General features: G+C 58.6%; 19 protein-coding genes. 12 read left to right on the top strand and 7 right to left on the bottom strand.

Annotated features, from left to right (window positions below; all coding sequences use genetic code 11):
- Positions 1-66 precede the first annotated feature (66 nt).
- Complete coding sequence (locus tag JFV30_RS14060) at positions 67-924, top strand: methyltransferase domain-containing protein (protein WP_201124332.1); 858 nt, start codon at positions 67-69, stop codon at positions 922-924.
- Here JFV30_RS14060 and JFV30_RS14055 read toward each other — a convergent pair.
- From JFV30_RS14055 to ppk2, 6 genes are all read right to left on the bottom strand, one after another.
- A complete protein-coding gene (locus JFV30_RS14055; protein ID WP_201124331.1) occupies positions 911-1507 on the bottom strand; it encodes an SOS response-associated peptidase family protein in 597 nt (198 codons plus the stop codon). The two genes, JFV30_RS14060 and JFV30_RS14055, sit on opposite strands and share 14 nt — an antisense overlap.
- A gap of 28 nt (positions 1508-1535) precedes the next feature.
- Positions 1536-1898 (bottom strand): hypothetical protein, encoded by a 363-nt coding sequence (locus JFV30_RS14050; RefSeq protein ID WP_201124330.1) that lies wholly within the window; start codon positions 1896-1898, stop codon positions 1536-1538.
- Between the two features lie 92 nt (positions 1899-1990).
- Positions 1991-2200 (bottom strand): hypothetical protein, encoded by a 210-nt coding sequence (locus JFV30_RS14045; RefSeq protein WP_046383000.1) that lies wholly within the window; start codon positions 2198-2200, stop codon positions 1991-1993.
- A 671-nt stretch (positions 2201-2871) separates the two neighbouring features.
- Positions 2872-3282, bottom strand: coding sequence for an Imm70 family immunity protein (locus tag JFV30_RS14040; RefSeq protein WP_201124329.1), 411 nt, complete (start codon positions 3280-3282; stop codon positions 2872-2874).
- A 518-nt stretch (positions 3283-3800) separates the two neighbouring features.
- Positions 3801-4364 carry a phospholipase D family nuclease gene (locus JFV30_RS14035; protein WP_242487078.1) on the bottom strand — a complete coding sequence of 188 codons (564 nt, stop codon included), beginning with the start codon at positions 4362-4364 and terminating at the stop codon, positions 3801-3803.
- Positions 4365-4494: 130 nt separating this feature from the next.
- Positions 4495-5412 (bottom strand): polyphosphate kinase 2, encoded by a 918-nt coding sequence (gene ppk2, locus JFV30_RS14030; protein ID WP_010171505.1) that lies wholly within the window; start codon positions 5410-5412, stop codon positions 4495-4497.
- Positions 5413-5600: 188 nt separating this feature from the next.
- Here ppk2 and pstS point away from each other — a divergent pair, with 188 nt between their 5' ends.
- From pstS to JFV30_RS14000, 6 genes are all read left to right on the top strand, one after another.
- On the top strand, positions 5601-6632 hold the full coding sequence (gene pstS / locus JFV30_RS14025) for a phosphate ABC transporter substrate-binding protein PstS (RefSeq protein WP_029615931.1): 1032 nt from the start codon (positions 5601-5603) through the stop codon (positions 6630-6632).
- Positions 6633-6705: 73 nt separating this feature from the next.
- Positions 6706-7674, top strand: coding sequence for a phosphate ABC transporter permease subunit PstC (gene pstC, locus JFV30_RS14020; RefSeq protein ID WP_010171502.1), 969 nt, complete (start codon positions 6706-6708; stop codon positions 7672-7674).
- Positions 7671-8564: a phosphate ABC transporter permease PstA gene (pstA, locus tag JFV30_RS14015; RefSeq protein ID WP_201124328.1), complete on the top strand. Its 894-nt coding sequence runs from the start codon at positions 7671-7673 to the stop codon at positions 8562-8564. The genes pstC and pstA overlap by 4 nt, the downstream gene beginning before the upstream one ends.
- A gap of 76 nt (positions 8565-8640) precedes the next feature.
- Positions 8641-9402, top strand: coding sequence for a phosphate ABC transporter ATP-binding protein PstB (gene pstB / locus JFV30_RS14010; RefSeq protein ID WP_010171496.1), 762 nt, complete (start codon positions 8641-8643; stop codon positions 9400-9402).
- Between the two features lie 31 nt (positions 9403-9433).
- Positions 9434-10132 (top strand): hypothetical protein, encoded by a 699-nt coding sequence (locus JFV30_RS14005; protein ID WP_201124327.1) that lies wholly within the window; start codon positions 9434-9436, stop codon positions 10130-10132.
- Positions 10132-10776: a hypothetical protein gene (locus tag JFV30_RS14000; protein WP_201124326.1), complete on the top strand. Its 645-nt coding sequence runs from the start codon at positions 10132-10134 to the stop codon at positions 10774-10776. Before JFV30_RS14005 ends, JFV30_RS14000 begins: the two co-directional genes overlap by 1 nt.
- A 101-nt stretch (positions 10777-10877) precedes the next feature.
- On the opposite strand, the gene JFV30_RS13995 is transcribed toward JFV30_RS14000, so the two are convergent.
- A complete protein-coding gene (locus JFV30_RS13995; RefSeq protein WP_201124325.1) occupies positions 10878-11429 on the bottom strand; it encodes a DUF2569 domain-containing protein in 552 nt (183 codons plus the stop codon).
- 462 nt (positions 11430-11891) lie between these two features.
- Here JFV30_RS13995 and JFV30_RS13990 point away from each other — a divergent pair, with 462 nt between their 5' ends.
- The 5 genes from JFV30_RS13990 to JFV30_RS13970 all read left to right on the top strand — a co-directional run bounded on the left by JFV30_RS13990 (position 11892) and on the right by JFV30_RS13970 (position 16311).
- The gene (locus JFV30_RS13990; RefSeq protein ID WP_242487077.1) at positions 11892-12749 is read left to right on the top strand and encodes a MurR/RpiR family transcriptional regulator; all 858 of its coding nucleotides are present in this window, start codon (positions 11892-11894) and stop codon (positions 12747-12749) included.
- Between the two features lie 65 nt (positions 12750-12814).
- On the top strand, positions 12815-13615 hold the full coding sequence (locus JFV30_RS13985) for a transporter substrate-binding domain-containing protein (RefSeq protein WP_201124323.1): 801 nt from the start codon (positions 12815-12817) through the stop codon (positions 13613-13615).
- 2 nt (positions 13616-13617) lie between these two features.
- Positions 13618-15003, top strand: a complete 1386-nt coding sequence (locus JFV30_RS13980) for an MmgE/PrpD family protein (RefSeq protein ID WP_201124322.1) — start codon at positions 13618-13620, stop codon at positions 15001-15003.
- On the top strand, positions 15000-15656 hold the full coding sequence (locus JFV30_RS13975; RefSeq protein ID WP_078742485.1) for an amino acid ABC transporter permease: 657 nt from the start codon (positions 15000-15002) through the stop codon (positions 15654-15656). Before JFV30_RS13980 ends, JFV30_RS13975 begins: the two co-directional genes overlap by 4 nt.
- A gap of 10 nt (positions 15657-15666) precedes the next feature.
- Positions 15667-16311 carry an amino acid ABC transporter permease gene (locus tag JFV30_RS13970; protein WP_201124321.1) on the top strand — a complete coding sequence of 215 codons (645 nt, stop codon included), beginning with the start codon at positions 15667-15669 and terminating at the stop codon, positions 16309-16311.
- Positions 16312-16323 lie beyond the last annotated feature (12 nt).

Raw genomic sequence — 16323 nt, 5'->3', positions numbered from 1 at the left:
TTGGAAACGAAAAGGTACTATAGTATGCTTGTGTCACTATGACTGATATGGATATTAAGGACTTAAATGAATAATAATGTCTGCCCCATATGTAGTAGTAATCTTTCAGTTGGTATTCAAGTTTGGCACTTCAGATGCACTAGTTGCGGTTATGAGAAGGGTGATCTACAGCCGGTGATCAATGAATTGTCTCCGCATAATCTCGTTAATGAGTCTGTGAGAGCAACTGGTCTTCGCGATATTCGTGTTGGTAATTTTAAAAAGCTTATTGATGTTATTTCATCGTTCAAACCTGGTGGCGGTAAGTTGATTGATGTTGGATGTGCTCACGGGTGGTTTTTAGAAGCTGCAATGGGCAAGTTTGAGACCCTGGGTGTTGAGCCTGACGAGGCTGTATTCAATGTGACATCTGCAAGAGGTTTGCCAGTACGCAAAGGATATTTTCCTGATGCGCTGAAAGACGGAGAAATGTTCGATGTGATTGTGTTTAATGACGTTATTGAGCATATCCCAGAAATAGGAGGAGTCCTTTCTGAGTGTTATGAGAGGTTGAATGGCGGCGGCTTGCTTGTGTTGAACTTGCCTAGCAGTGATGGGGTTTTCTACAAAGTATCTAGATTATTTTGTCGGGTTGAAAAGTTTGGCTATTTTGAAAGGTTATGGCAAAAGGATTTGCCGTCACCGCATGTCCACTATTTCAACTCAAAAAACCTTTCCGAGTTACTGACTAAAAACAATTTCGCCACAATAAAAACAGGCACGCTGCCCACGCTCGGATTGGCTGGCCTGTATTCCAGAATTTCATGCGCTGGGAATCTTGGGGCGTTTTCAAAAGCCATAATCTATTGCGCCGTCGCTGCCTCCCTGCCGGTTTTACGCTTGCTGCCAAGTGACATTGTTTACGTTGTGGCTAAGAAAGCTTAGCTCGTTTCGCTATCTGTTCGGCGCGCTCCTTAGGCGTGGCCGGGTCCAGCCATTCCCGGGCTAGGTCCGGCATTAGCACTACGGGCCGCTGACCGTGGATGTCCACCATGCCGCCGGCGCTGTCGGCGGTGATGATCACGAATCCGTCATGCTCGCCTGGTCCTTCATCGCTGTCGGGCAGTTGGCCAATGGCTGCGCACAGCACGGGTGCACCATCCCGCCGGCGGATCAGATATGGCTTTTTCTTCGGGCCGCCTTCGTCCACCCACTCAAACCAGTTGTTGATCGGCGTGATTGCCCGGTTCGGCCAGATCGCCCGGAAGAACAGGCCGTGGGCCACCTTCTCGACGCGGGCGTTGATCGGCGGTGCGCGATCCTTGGCCCAGTGCGGTCGCCATCCCCAGCGCACCAGGCCGGCATGCAGCAGGTCGCCCTGCAGGTGGAGCAGGGCGACCTGGGTGGACGGTGCCACGTTGTAGCGCTCCAGCGGCAGATCACCCACGGAGTTCGCCAGGGCATTGGGCATGCTCAGCGCTGCTACAAAGTCGTGAATGCCGCTGTACTGGGAAAGTCTTCCGCACATGGTCATAACCTCCGAGGTTCAACTCAGGTTAGTTGCTGATCGTGGTTTGCCCCATACGGATCTGCCGCAGTAGCTCCTGGTTCTGGTGGAGAACGATATCCCGCTGGTTTTTGACGATCATCAGGCTTCGAATTTGGCCATCAAGCTCTGACGCTTTGCTTTTTAGCTCGGCAATCTCGGCTTGTGCTTTCTTGAGCTTGAGCTCAGCCGTGGCCTTATCGCGTAGAGCATCAGCTTGCATCTGGATCAGCCCCTGAATGTCCTGCCTGGCCTTTCGCAGTTGCAGGCTCTGCTCCTGGTACTCGTTCTCCAGCATGAGTGCGTGCTGCCTGCACATTTCCAGAGGCGTGGGGCTGCCAAGCCACCAGTCGGTGTCTTCGTCGATGTTCATGGTAGGTATTCCGGGCACTGTATGTGTATACAGTATTCGAGATTTGGCGAAGCTGAAGGCTTGAGGCGACGAACTGCAGGTTTACCCGACGATCAGTCAGGCGCCATGAGGACCGCCAGAGTCAGCTTTATGAACTCTTCGTTCTCGTCAATGGTGTGCAGGGCGCCGCGCACATTTTCCGCCACATCAGCGGAGCCACGCTGCTCGACCCAGTTCGAGATCTCCATTATGGATGCCTCAAGGGCCAACTGGTTTTCGTAGAGCTTGGAGAGCAGGGAAGGGAGCAGGTCTGAGTTGGGCATCGGCGTTCCTCTGGTGGAGTGAACAGCTTAGCAGTCGGTGTTATTTGGGGAGTTTGTGTTCGGTCGGCAGGACGCCGGGAGGGTGAATTCCTTTCCGCAAAAAAATGGCAGCCCTTGAATTTGCCGGGCTGCAGAGGACCATTTTTATCTCTGGTGCGGAAAGGAATTGCTTCTATGTCTATGTATTAAAAGGATTAGTTTGCGGACTTAAAATCCCCCGCTCGTAAGGGCGTGCCGGTTCGATTCCGGCTTCGGGCACCATTTTCGATTCTCAGGGGTTATCAACCCTTCTCAAAAAGCCCCGCAGGCACTGGCCGGCCGGGGCTTTCTTGTTGTTATCCCTTCTCAATATTTTCAGTACATGGGTCAGCACATCTGAATTCGACTGACTAAAGCGATGTACTAAATGCCTCTTGCTGACACGGCCGTCAGGCAAGCAAAGCCCAAAGACAAGGATTACAGCCTCAGCGATACCGCCGGGCTGGCATTATTCGTAGCCGCCAAAGGCTCGAAACCTCGCATATTCCTGGGCACCTCTTCCGAAACACTTTGAGCGAAGCGCGCCAGCGCCGCGACCAGGCGAGAGCCCTCACGCAGTAAAAACTGTAGTCTGCGCCTATCGACAGTGAAGCCTTGGAGAGACGTTCTTGGCCAGTAGCCGAATGTATTCGTCACTGTAGAACGACATCCTGATGCTCTTCGGCGGAGGCGACTAGCACACATTCGAGTACCTGGAAGACATCGAGTCCGCTGCTCGACACAAAGTAGTTGCCAAGGCTCGTGATGTGCGCAGAGATGTCATTGCCCCAAGGTGGTATGGACTGACGATTCTCAATGTCCCAGACGACAGAAGAGGGGGGTAAGTTGTCCAGCGTGGCTTTCGCCAGCCTTAGTTCGGCCAGTGCAGGCAAGGCACTCATATGAGGAAGGCGCCCTTGGTAGAGTTCATTCATCAGATGTGGCAGATGGGAGCCCCAACCGTGGGGTTCACAATGCACGCTGATCGTTGAGAAAAAAGAGTGCACGAACGACGGAGCACCGAACTCTTCCGTGATTGACCCTACCGTTACTTCGACTGTCATCTGCACTCTTCCCAAAGTGGCGTTGCCGCCGATGTGATAAGTATCGAGTGAATGTTCCCTGAAAATGACTGCTCGTGGCTGCATTAAGCCACGGGAAACTGAGAATAGCGATTTCCCGTTGGCATCACTAATGTCTGGATTTGAATCCAGACCTTTGGCGTATCAGAGTCTCTCAATATGGCTGCAGCCAAAAAATCAAAAAAGGCTGCCCATCAGGGTTGTGGGCCCAACCGTAGATGGATTTTCTCAGACGGCCACCAGCTCCATGAGGGGCGAGGGGTGTAACACCCTGGCTGGTTTGGGGGGGAAGCGTCACATCTAACCGATTCACCATTCTTTCCGTTCTTGCTGCCACCTTCATCACTGCCTCGCTCGCTGTAAGCAGAGCAGCCGGCGAGCAGAGCAGCGAGAAGAAAAATTGCCTTGTGCTTCATAAATGCCTCCGTGCGTTGAGCTCATAGACTACCCGTTGATTCCCGCCTTGAGCGTTTTTTTTCGCCTGGAGAAAAGGATGCCGATCACTGAAGCCCGCGGGGGGACGGTGAAGGGTAGGGCTCCCCAAGTTCCCATCGCGATTGCCAGTGCGCAACGTACTGGCGTGTTACCTCCGGCCTATCGCGAATGACTACAACATTCTCGGAGTTGGCCGTCTCGGCGGACTGGGCAAAATTGAAGGAGCCGGTTTCGACGGTGTTGCCATCGACAATGATCGTCTTATCGTGGTGGAGGTGAAATTGGTCGTTGGTCCGCAACTCCACCCCGTTGCGGGTCACAAAGTCCATGGCGGCTTTACTCGTTTTACCCAGGTTGCGCTTCTTGTCGATCACCACCCGTACCTGCACGCCACGGGTCTTCGCGTCTACCAACGCTTGCATGATGTCGGGCGCCTGAAAGGCGTAAGCAAGCATCTGGATGCTGTGCCTGGCACCCTTAATCGTTTCCAGAACGAGTTTCCTGGCGGAGCCTTCCGGGGAAAAACCAACTTGAATAGTGGGTTCCCCATAAGAAAGACAGGGGGCGCCGAGCAGGGCCACCAGGGCTACGTGTCGCAATCTCATCATGCCGAAAGACCTTGCATTCATGGGCAGGCCCCCTTTGGACCTGCCACGTCTGAGATTACCTGAGGTGCCGCCCAAGGCAACGTGAATCCTTCAGTGCGGTGCGTACCGCGAAGGCAGTGATCAGCGTTGGGTGATTTGTGCTTGGCCTGCCTCAGTAAACCTGAGGCACGATGAGTTCCGGTGGCGTCGGGCTGCGGGAATAGTCCTCCTGCCTGACGCGTTGCGGCAGTTCGATCACCGGTAGCTGCACTTCCTCATAAGGCATCTGCCCGAGCAGGTGATGGATGCAGTTGAGCCGGGCCTTCTTCTTGTCATCGGCCTGCACCACCCACCAGGGGGCTTCTGCGATGTGGGTGCGCTCCAGCATGATTTCCTTGGCCTTTGTGTAGGCTTCCCAGCGCCGGCGCGACTCCAGGTCCATCGGGCTGAGTTTCCACTGTTTGAGCGGGTCGTGAATGCGACTCAGAAAGCGCAGGTGCTGTTCCTGGTCGGAGATGGAGAACCAGTACTTGATCAACTGGATGCCGGAGCGGGCGAGCATGCGTTCGAACTCCGGGACGGTGCGGAAGAACTCCTCGTACTGATCCTCGTTGCAAAACCCCATGACCTGTTCGACGCCTGCACGGTTGTACCAGCTACGGTCGAACAGCACGATTTCACCGGCGGCCGGCAGGTGTGAGACGTAGCGCTGGAAGTACCACTGCGTCTGTTCGCGGTCGTTGGGGGCGGGCAGGGCGGCCACACGACAGACTCGGGGGTTGAGTCGTTGGGTAATTCGCTTGATGACACCGCCCTTGCCGGCTGCATCGCGCCCTTCAAACAGAATCACCACTTTGTGGCCCGTCTTGACCACCCAGCTTTGCAGCTTCACCAGTTCGCCTTGCAGGCGGAACAGTTCGCTGAAGTAGATCCGTCGCGCGGCCTTCTCGCTGCTTTCCTCAACGTGCTCATCAAACAGGGCATTCAGGTCATGCCCGTCTTCGGATAACTCCAGTTCCAGCTCTTCGTCACTGTGATCCAGCAGCTCACGGTGGATGCGTTGTATCAAGGCTTCTTCTGTTGAAAACATGGGAGGCGCTCGCGTCGGGAGGGGAGTGGCTGAGTGTTAGTCGCAACTTGTTACGAAGTAATTACATCGGAAAACCCGGCTATTGAGGTGGCAAATGGGGACAAAAGCGCGTCGCCACCCAATTTTCATAAAACTGTAACAACCCTATTGCAGAGTGCGGAGGCCAATTATCACAAGGAGTTTCCTTAATGAAGAGCTTGATGAAGTCCGCTGCACTCGCCGTTTCGGTATCTCTTTGTGCCAGCTCTATGGCTTTTGCTGCGGAAAGCGTTCGCCTGACCGGTTCCGGTGCGAGCTTCCCGGCGCCGATCTACCTGACCTGGCTCAAGGATTTCAGCAAGAAGACCCCAGGTGTCACGGTGGATTACCAATCCAAGGGCAGCGGCGCGGGTGTACAGGACTTCCTGAATAAAACCGTCGATTTCGCTGCCAGCGACTCGGCCATGAAAGACGAAGACATCGCCAAGGTTGCCGAAGGCGTGCAGCTGCTGCCGATGACCGCGGGTGAAATCGTGCTGGCCTACAACCTGCCAGGCAACCCAAAAGGGCTGAAATTGCCACGGGACGTCTACTCCAACATCTTCCTGGGCAAGATCACCAAGTGGAACGATCCACAGATCGCCGCTGCCAACCCGGACCTGAAGCTGACCGATACGCCAATCACCGTGGTCGTGCGTGCAGACTCCAGCGGTACCACCGCGGTATTCACCAAACACCTGGCAGCGATCAACCCGGAGTTCCAGAAGGCGCTGGGTGAAGGCAACACCGTCAACTGGCCAGCCAGTGACAAATTCATCAAATCGCCTAAAAACGACGGTGTGACCGCCACCGTGCGCCAGACCCCGGGCGCCATCGGCTACATCGAATACGGCTTCGCCAAGCTGGCCAAGGTTGACTTCGCCCAGCTGCAGAACAAGGCCGGTCATTACGTAGTGCCGACCGCTGAAAGCGGTGCCGAGGCACTGGCCGCGGTGAAAATGCCGGAAAACCTGGTGGCCTGGCTGCCGGACCCGGACGGCGCCAAGTCCTACCCGATCACTTCCTACACCTGGATGATCTTCCGCAAGGACAACGGTAACCCGGCCAAGGCCAAGGCCATGCGTGAAATGGTCGAATACAGCCTGACCGAGGGGCAGAAAATCGCCGACTCGATGGGTTACATCCCTCTGCCGCAATCGGTTGTCGAACAGGTTCGCAAAGCGTCCGCCAACATCCAGTAATGCGCGTGAGGTCTCTCCCGGTGTGTGCTGTCAGCCATGCCGGGAGCGTTTCCCCCTGGTCCGGAATTAGCCAATGAACAAACCTTTCGTCGTACCGGTTAACCCGGATTCTGCCTGCCAGCCACCGTCGGCAAAGGACTTCCTGGTGGATCGCACTTTCCGTGCGCTTGCACGAATCGGGGTGGTACTGATTCTGGCGTTGGTCGCCGCCTTGGTGTTCGAGGTGGGACGCAAGGCCCTTCCCGGCATGGAAAAGCACGGTTTTGACGTGATTTTTGGCAGTGTCTGGGACGTTAACCAAGGCAAGTACGGCATTCTGCCGGCCATTTGGGGCACGCTCTACAGCGCCCTGATCGCGCTGCTGATTGCAGGCTTTTTTGGCGTCAGCATGGCGATTTTCCTGACCCAGGATTTTCTGCCGGCAAAGCTGGCAGCCGTGTTTCGCACCATCGTCGAATTGCTCGCAGCCATCCCCAGCGTCGTCTACGGCCTGTGGGGCATCTATGTAGTGATCCCGGCGATTCGTCCACTGACGGCTTGGCTGAACAGCGAGCTGGGCTGGATACCTTTTTTCGGCACGTCCTTGAGCGGGCCTGGGTTGCTCCCGGCCGCGCTGGTACTGGCCATCATGATTCTGCCGACGATTGCCGCCGTTTCCCAGGATGCCCTCACCAGCGTCCCGATGAAAACCAAGCAGGCTGCCTACGGCATGGGGACCACCCACTGGGAAGCCATTCTCAAAGTGATGGTGCCGTCCGCCGCCACCGGCATTTTCGGCTCCCTGGTTCTCGGCCTCGGCCGCGCACTGGGTGAAACCATGGCGCTGGCCATGCTGGTGGGCAACGCGAACAACATTTCGCTTTCCCTGTTTGCACCGGCCAACACGCTGGCCGCCTTGTTGGCGCTGAACTTCCCGGAAGCCGGGCCCAACGAGATTGAGGTGTTGATGTATGCCGCCCTGGTGCTGATGTTCATCACGCTGCTGGTGAACGTCATCGGTTCGATGATCATGCTCTACGCCCAGCGGGGTACCAAACAATGACTGACCTCACGTCCCCCCTCAGCGCGGTGCCCAGCCTGCAGCGCAAGTTTGAAGGTCGTGCCCTGCGCAGCCTGGTGCTGACCACGCTGGTGTGGCTTGGCGCACTGGTGGCCAGCGTGCCACTGATTTCCGTGCTCTACATGCTGATCACCCGTGGCGGCGCACGCCTGAGCCTGGAGGTGTTCACCGAACTGCCACCGACGGGCTTCGAGACGGGCGGCGGTTTCGGCAACGCCATGGCCGGCACCTTTGTGATGGTCGGTATCGCTGCTGCCATCGCGGTTCCGGTCGGCATCATGGCCGCCATCTTCCTGGCTGAGCTGGGGCCGGACAGCAAATTGGCGAACGCCTCGCGCTTTGCCGCCAAAATGCTCACCGGCCTGCCTTCCATCCTGGCCGGGGTGTTTGCCTACGCCCTGGTGGTGATGACCACCGGCACCTACTCGGCGCCAGCAGGTGGCGTGGCCCTGGCGGTACTGATGCTGCCCATCGTGGTGCTGACGGCGGAAGAGTCGATGCGCATGGTGCCCAAGATCATGAAGGACGCCGCCTACGGCATGGGCTGCACCCGCTCGCAGGTCATCTGGAAAATCATCCTGCCCACCGGCATGCCGGCGATCCTCACGGGCGTCATGCTCGCCGTGGCACGTGCTGCCGGTGAAACCGCGCCGTTGCTGTTTACCGCGCTGTTCAGCAACTACTGGATCTTCCACGACGGCAGCCTGGAGGTCATGAACCCGACGGCATCCCTTGCCGTGCTGATCTACAACTTCTCCGGCATGCCTTTCGACAACCAGCTCGAGCTCGCATGGGCGGCCTCGCTGGTATTGGTGATGATCGTGCTGGTCGTGAATATCGTGAGCCGGATTTTCGGCAAGCCCAAGTATTGAGAACGGGAGCACCTGAATTTTGAACGTATCAACTGCGCAAATAGCCGCTCCGTTTGTCACCCAGGAACCAGTGGTCATGGACTGCAAGCTGGACCGGATTTTCTACGGCAACTTCATGGCGGTGCGTGACAGCCATGTGCCGATCGAGAAAAACAAGATCACCGGCTTCATCGGTCCTTCGGGCTGCGGCAAGAGTACGGTGCTGCGCAGCCTCAACCGCATGAACGACCTGGTGAAGGGCTTTCGCTTCGAGGGCCACGTGCATTTCCTCGGGCAGGACGTGTATGGCAAGGGTGTAGACCCGGTGGTCGTCCGCCGCTACATCGGCATGGTGTTCCAGCAGCCAAACCCGTTTTCGATGAGCATCTTCGACAACGTCGCCTTCGGCCTGCGCCTCAACCGCTACAAGGGCGACCTGGGCGACCGCGTCAAGCACGCCTTGCAAGGCGCCGCGCTGTGGGACGAGGTCAAGGACAAGCTCAAGGTCAGCGGCCTGTCGCTCTCCGGTGGCCAGCAGCAGCGGCTGTGTATTGCCCGCGCCATTGCCACCGAGCCGGAAGTGTTGCTGCTGGATGAGCCCTGTTCCGCACTCGACCCGATCGCGACCCGCCGGGTCGAAGAGCTGATGATCGAGTTGAAGAAGGACTACACGATCGCCCTGGTGACCCACAACATGCAGCAGGCCATTCGTGTGGCTGACACCACCGCGTTTTTCTCGGTGGACATCTCCCAGGGCACGCGCACCGGGTACCTGGTTGAAATGGGCCCGACCACCCAGATCTTCGGCAGCCCGCGTGAACAAATGACCGAGGATTACATCAGCGGCAAGTTCAGCTGACCGGCCCCTTTACCGTTTCCCAGGATTGCCAATGTCTGCTCCACGTCGCCTTGATTTGCCTGCGATTGAACGCGCACTGCGTGAGGTACAGCGCCGCTTTGCAGAGCTCAGCCGGCACTTTACCGAGCCGCGCGACCCCTTTACCGACGAAGTGCTGCTCAACGTGCTTGAGGGCTATGCGCTGATTGACGATTATGTCGCACGGGGTGTCGACCTGTTTGACCTTCAGCACCTGGACCTGATGCTGGAGATCAATGCCACCGTGCTCTGCGGCACGGATCCGGCACGTCGCCAGGAGTACAGTCATCACCTGGAGGCGACCGAGCAGCACTTTTTCAACAACGTTGAAGGCGGCATCAAGGACTTGTACAACTGGTACTGCGCGTATCGCAGTGAATCCGTCTGGAAGCGCGCAGCCGGTGTCTATGTACGAATCCTCAGCAAGCCGCAATTGTTCATCGAAGGCAACAACCGCAGCGGGTCGCTGATCGTCAGCTATTTGCTCATGCGCGCAGGTTTGCCGCCGTTCGTGTTGACGCTTGAAAATGCCGAGGGCTACTTCAATCCCTCCTCGGTGATCCGCAACTCTGCCAAACATGGAGTCAAGGCGTTGTATGAATTGCCCAAGATCAAGAAAAAATACGCCGCCTTCCTGGAGGAACAGGCTCCTGATCCCGAGGTGTTTTTCTTGAGCGACGCACCGCAGACCCTCTACCGGGGAGGCCATTAATGAGCGGGTATCCAACGCTTGCCAGCAAATGCCGGACCTCCGGCAGGAGCGTCTTGCAAGCCGTCCGGCAGGCCATGCCCATGCGCGTGTTCAAGCGCCCGCGCATCCGTATCTCGTTTGATATCGATGACACGCTGGCCTGCCAACTCCACCATTCTGCCGTCGAGCCAAGCTGGCTGCCGGACTGTGTTCACCGCTGGCTGGGTGAGCCGTTGCGTATTGGCACACGCTCCCTGACCCGGGAGCTGCGCCGGCAGGGCTGCAGTATCTGGGTCTACACATCGTCCGGCCGAGAGCCTTCCTACATCAGGCGCTGGTTGATGCTCTACGGCATTCGCGTCGACGGGGTGGTTAACAGTGTGCTGCATAACCGCGCCCTGACGGTGCGCGGGCTGTCGAACACGCCCTCGAAATTCCCGCCGGCCTTTGATATCGACTTGCATGTCGATGATTCCGAGGGTGTGCAGCTTGAAGGTCATGATCACGGCTTTCGTGTGGTGGTCGTGAACCCGCAGGATGAGCACTGGGCGCAGAGGGTCCTGGATGCGGTCGCTGTAGTCCAGGCCCAACTGGCTGGTCAGCAACGCCTCAGACGTCCCCAGGCCGCACCACAGCGCTCGGAAGTGCTTTCTCCGGCTGCCTGAAAACACACCTTTCGGCAGCAGGAATCGGGGGGCGGTTGACCCTGACTGAGGGTGGGCCCGGCCTGGTGCCGGGCGTGCCCGGGTTGATTTCGTTGCGGCTGTTAATCGCCACTTCCCATGTTATTGCCGGCGACGATGTCCGTCTGAACGACCGGGTTCGGCTTCGCCTCAGGCCTGGATTCTACAAACGTTGCCTTTACCCTTTTAGAGACGAGCATGTAAGGAATCCATAGGGTGGCGGACACTAATCCCCGCATAAATTCTTTTACGGAGTTGACGTCGAATGTGGGTTGACCAGGCATGATAAGTGAGACAAACCAGGCGTCCAAAGGGATGAAAATAACGGCGGCGGTGAGTGTGGCTATATAAATTTTTGGGAATAGGTAGTGCTTTGAGAAAAACAGATAAGCCAGATACAGATACGTCAAGGTCAGCAGGGAGTTGAAGACCGCTTCAAAAATCAACAGCGCGCCCCAGAACGGGTTGTAAAACGTTGTTCCAGGGGTCGTGACGCTGTCAAATGTGCCGTTTGTGAAAATAGAGTAGTACAACGGGATGAAGAGATAGGCCAGGCGGAAAACGCTAAAGATCAAGCCGATTCCAACTAATATCAGCCAGCCACTCAATCCCTTTAAATCTGTATTGTTTTGCATGTTCATTCCGTAAACAGTTGAGTTACTGACGAGGGGTAGATCACCCGTGGCGCACGGCTCTTCGCGCGGAAGAGGACGTTCGTTTAGCTTCCAGCAAATGGGGTGGGTGATAAGTCGGCATACTATATCGGATTGACCCGGCATGCCCATCGAGCAATACCTGCCTCCCGCACCAGCCCGGTGCGCTGCACCATCTAAACGCGTACACACCGGGATCTGCACGCGAATGCCCGGTCCTCATCGGCTTTGCACCCGCCGCTCGCTGATCCAGGCGAATCAAAGAATGAATCAGGCCAATCGAATTTGGGTGGCAGGCGGCTGAGCGCGTGCCACCTGCGCCAAAACACGCGCCGCGAATACTGGTTCATTTGAATCACTCGATTTTTTTCTGGCACAGCTGTTGCAATTTCACCTGCATCTTCCGCAGTCATTCGTGGTTATGCCGATGGACCGTGATCGTCTTTGCGCACATCTGAAACAGCAGTTCGACACCTTCCCCGACAGGAGCGCGCTGCCGCCAGTTTTATTCTGGATAACCCGCACGAGGTCGCGGTGATGTCCATGCGGGATCTGTCGCGCCTGGCCAATGTGCCACCTTCGACCATGACCCGCCTGGCCAAACGAGTGGGCATGGCCGGGTATGACGAGCTGCGCGAAGTGTTCATCGATTCATTGCGCGGGCATAACAGCGCCTATGGTTCCCGGGCCCATGATCTGGTGGAACTCAAGCAACGTGTCGGCGCGCACCGGGTGATTGAGGACATGGCCAACAACGCCATCGAACAGATCCAGTTGATGTGCAGCCAGGACAATCTCGAATCGATTTCCCGCGCGGTGGCTCTGCTGGCGGGTGCCCGCCAGGTCTATTGCCTGGGCATGCGCTCATCGTTCGGCGTGGCGTTTCAGTTCTCTCACGTGGCCTCGTATTTCGCGAAGAACGTGCGCCTGGTTGAAGGGGCCGGCGAAAGCGGCGTGATGTCGATCATCAACCAGACCAGCCCGAAGGATGTGGCGCTGGTGTGCAGTTTGCCGCGCTATTCACGGCGCCTGATCACCTTGACCAATTACCTGCACCAGCAGGGCGTGCGCGTCATCGCCATCACCGACAGCGTCACATCTCCCACCGCCCGGTTGGCGGCGGCAACCATCATCGTGAAAAACCAGACACCGTCCTTCTACGACACCATCGTGCCGGCCATGTTGGTCAGCGAAATCCTCGTGGCGTTGATGTCGGCCAGCTCCAGCCAGAACACCGAAGCCTCGGTCACCCACACCGAAGAACAACTGCTGAGCCTCGGCGAGTGGTGGGACCTGGGGTGAACGGTCGTCCGCCTCAACCGCAGCTGTTTTCGAACCCTGAGCCGTTTAACCCTTGGAGCATCCGCATGAACGTGAACCCGCACCAGCCATTTAAGACAACCCTGATCGTGACCGCCCTCTGCGCACTGTTTTCCAGCCCGTTCGTGCAGGCTGGCGACGCGCTGAATCACATTCTGCAAAGCAAGGAACTGCGTGTTGCGGTGCCGGTGGACTATCCACCTTACGGTTATGTAGGCCCCGACATGATGCCCCAGGGCCTGGATATCGACGTCGCCAACCTGATGGCGAACAAGCTGGGGGTGAAGCTTGAGCTGGTGCCTGTCACCGCGCCTAACCGGGTGGCCTACATCCAGTCGGGCAAGGCCGATTTCACCATCTCGTCGCTGGGCAAGACCCCGGAGCGAGAGAAGGTGATCGACTACAGCATTGCCTACTCGCCGTTCTTCGACGCGGTGTTCGGTGCCGCTGGATTACCGGTCAAGTCCCTGGCCGACATGGCGGGCAAATCGGTGTCGGTTACCCGGGGCTCGATGCAGGACCGCGAGCTGACCGACACCGCACCACTGGCTGTGGCCAAGCGGTTCGAGGACAACAACAGCACCATTTCCGCGTTCATGTCGGGCCAGACCCAAATGGTCGCCATCGGCACCACGGTCGCGGCCTCCCTCAAGCAGAAAAACCCGAACCTGGACATCGCGCTCAAGGTAGTGCTGTCCAACTCGCCGAACTACATCGGCATGAACAAGGATCAGCCTGAGCTGCGGACCAAGGTCAACGAGATCATTCGGGCGGCGAAGGCCGACGGGACACTCGACGCGATTTCGCAGAAATGGCTGGGAGCCCCGGCCGGTGAGCTTCCAGAGTAACCATGAGCGACTTGACCCCAACCCTCGTTGCGCTATCGCGCTGGAGCTCGACCGTGCGCCTGGAGCAAATTCCGCTGGCGGTGCAGCACGCGGCCAAGCGCTGCCTGATAGATACGCTCGGCGTCATGCTGGCGGGCAGTCACAGTGACGTCGCCAACCAGGCGCGAACCATCAGCCTCGCCGTCAGCGCCGCCGGGCATTCAGCGTTGCCGGGGCATGCCCAATGCCTCAGCGCGCCGGCAGCGGCCTTCGTCAACGCGACGGCCGGGCACGCGCTGGATTTCGACGATAACTGCTACCCGGGCGTGGTCCATGGCTCGGTGGTGATCATTCCGGCGGCCCTGGCCGTGACGCAGATGCGTGACCTGGATGGCGCAGCCTTGCTGACGGCGTTTGTGGTGGGGGCCGAGTGTGAGTACGCACTGGCCGGGGCATTGACGGGGCAGCTCTATGAGCGCCGCTGGTGGACCACCGGGTTGCTCGGCGTCGTGGGCGCCTGCGCGGCGGCGTGCCACGCCCTCGGCCTTGACGCTGAACGCACGGCTTCAGCGCTGGGGATTGCACTCTCCAGCACGGCGGCCACGAAGGCCTGCTTTGGCACCGACGCCAAGGCTCTGATGGCCGGGCGCACCAGCGAGGCGGGCGTGATCGCGGCGTTGCTGGCGGAGCAGGGCAGTCGAGGGCCGGTGGATATCGTCGAACATGCCAATGGCCTGGCGGCGATGTTCAACGCGGGCGTACTCAAGGCGTTGCCTCTGCCGGGGGCACACTGGAACCTGCTCGATCCGGGCGTCGACATCAAGCGCATCCCGCTTTGCCTGTCATCCCATGCGGCCGTGGATGCCTTAAAGGACCTGCTCGGGAGCGGCGCGGTCGCGCTCCCCGACATCGCCGAAATCATCTGCGACGTCCCGCCCATTGTGATCCAGAACCTGACTCACGACTCGCCCACCCAGCGCCAGCAAGCGCAATTCAGCATGCCGTTCGCCATGGCCGGCACCTGCCTGTGGGGGGACATCACCCTCGCGGCGCTGACGCCGGAAATCATCAATCGCCCGGACATGCAGCGCCTGATGCAACGAGTGAGCATGCACAGCAGCGAACGCTGGAGCACCGAGCGGCTGGATCAGGCCCCGGAAGGCGCATGGGTCAAGGTTGTGCGCACTGACGGCGGCAGCGTCGAAGGGTTTTGCGCACGGCCCCTGGGCTCGGCGGTCAACCCGCTGTCCCGGGCCCAACTGCACGACAAGTTCATGGCCTGCGCCACACCGGGAATGCCCGCCGCTCAGGCACAGGCACTGCTTGAACATCTGGAACAGCTGGAGCGTATCCCAAGGGTTCGCCGCCTCCTGCCTTACTCACATGCGGTGGAGCAGACCGACTCATGACACTGGATTTTTCCGTGGTACTGACGCAATGGCCGTTGTTGCTGAACGGGTTGCTGTTGACGGTATGCCTCACGCTGTTGTCGGCGGTTTTTGGTACCGCGCTCGGCATCGCCTGCGGGCTGGTGCGCAGCAAAGGGCCCGGGTGGGCGCGCTGGACAGTGGGGCTGTACGTCGAGCTGATCCGCAATACCCCGTTCATCATTCAGTTGTTCTTCATCTTCTTCGGGCTGCCGGCCCTGGGGCTGAAAATGACCGCACTGACCGCCGCGATCCTGGCCAACGTGATCAACCTGGCGGCCTATGTCAGCGAGATTGCCCGCTCGGGAATCGAGGCCACGCCGGATGGGCAGATCGAGGCGGCCCAAAGCCTGGCGCTGGACCGCTGGCAGATCTTCTCCCGGGTGATCCTGCCGCCGGCGCTCAAGCGCGTGTGGCCGGCGCTGGTGGGCCAGATGGTAATCATCATGCTCGGCTCGGCCGTGTGCAGCCAGATCTCCACCGAAGAGCTGACCTACGCCGCCAACCAGATCGCCAGCAACTCATTCCGTAATTTCGAAACCTACATCGTGGTCGCGGGCCTGTACCTGCTGCTGGCCATCGCCCTGCGCCGCCTGCTGAACTGGGTCGGTCCGCGCTTTATCTTCGGCCGCTGAGGAAAAACCCATGTTCGAATTCTCTGCCTGGGATATCGCCCGCAACCTGTTGTTGGCCATGCGCTGGACCATTGGCCTGTCGCTGATCGCGTTTATCGGCGGCGGGCTGGTGGGCGCGCTGCTGGTGGTCATGCGCCTGACCGGCAACCGCCTGGTGCGCGGGCTGGTAATGCTGTACGTGCAGCTGTTCCAGGGCACGCCGCTGCTGTTGCAGTTGTTCCTGGTGTATTTCGGCCTCGCCATGTTCGGGGTAAGAACCACGCCGTTGGTGGCCGCGTCGGTGTGCCTGACCCTGTACGCCAGCGCCTACCTCACCGAGATCTGGCGGGGCAGCGTCGAGTCTGTGCACCTCGGCCAGTGGGAGGCCTCCGCCAGCCTGGCACTGAGCTTCAGCGAACAGATGCGCCACGTGATTCTGCCCCAGGCGATGCGCGCCGGCATCGCACCCACCGTCGGCTTCATGGTGCAGGTGGTCAAGGCCACGGCGCTGACCTCGGTCATCGGGTTCGTCGAAATGACCCGCGCCGGGCAGATCATCACCAATGCCACGTTCCAACCCTTCCTCATCTATGGCTCGGTCGCGCTGATGTACTTCGCGCTGTGCTTTCCGCTGTCGTGGTACAGCCGCGTACTTGAACAGAAACTTCGCCGATAGGGGCCTGCCGAT

The organism is Pseudomonas sp. TH32, from assembly GCF_016650855.1.
In the GTDB taxonomy this organism is placed as follows: domain Bacteria; phylum Pseudomonadota; class Gammaproteobacteria; order Pseudomonadales; family Pseudomonadaceae; genus Aquipseudomonas.
This window is presented reverse-complemented; position numbering and strand designations above follow the sequence as displayed.